Annotated in this window: 1 protein-coding gene; it reads right to left on the bottom strand. The window is 75.0% G+C overall.

What is annotated here, in order from left to right:
* The coding region (locus FV228_RS32670; protein ID WP_187278017.1) for an FAD-dependent oxidoreductase at nt 1-440 on the bottom strand (440 nt) is incomplete at both ends.

The raw sequence follows: 440 nt of genomic DNA on the forward strand, positions 1-440 counted from the left end.
CCCGCCGCGTCGAGGCCGAGCGCGTCGCCGTTCGGGCGCCGGCCCGCGGCCTGGAGCACGAGGTCGTACACGACCGGCTCCGCCTCGCCCGCGAGCGTCACCGCGATGCCCTCGGAGGTGGCTGTCGCCGAGACCACCTCCGCGCCGGTGAGGACCCGGTCGAACCGGTGGGCGTTGCGCTTGGTCCAGACCGCCACGAGGTCCCGGTCCACCCCCTCCAGGAGGTTCGGCAGGCGCTCGACCACGTCGACCCGGGCGCCGAGCGCGCTGTACACGGTGGCCATCTCCAGGCCGATGATGCCGCCGCCGATCACCAGCAGGCGGCGGGGCACGAACGGCAGCTCCAACGCCCCCGTGGAGTTCACGATGCGCGGGTCGTCCGGCAGCATCGGCAGGGACACCGGCGACGAGCCCGCCGCCACGATGGCGCTCCGGAACGC

The organism is Methylobacterium sp. WL18, assembly GCF_008040015.1.
Lineage (GTDB): Bacteria > Pseudomonadota > Alphaproteobacteria > Rhizobiales > Beijerinckiaceae > Methylobacterium > Methylobacterium mesophilicum.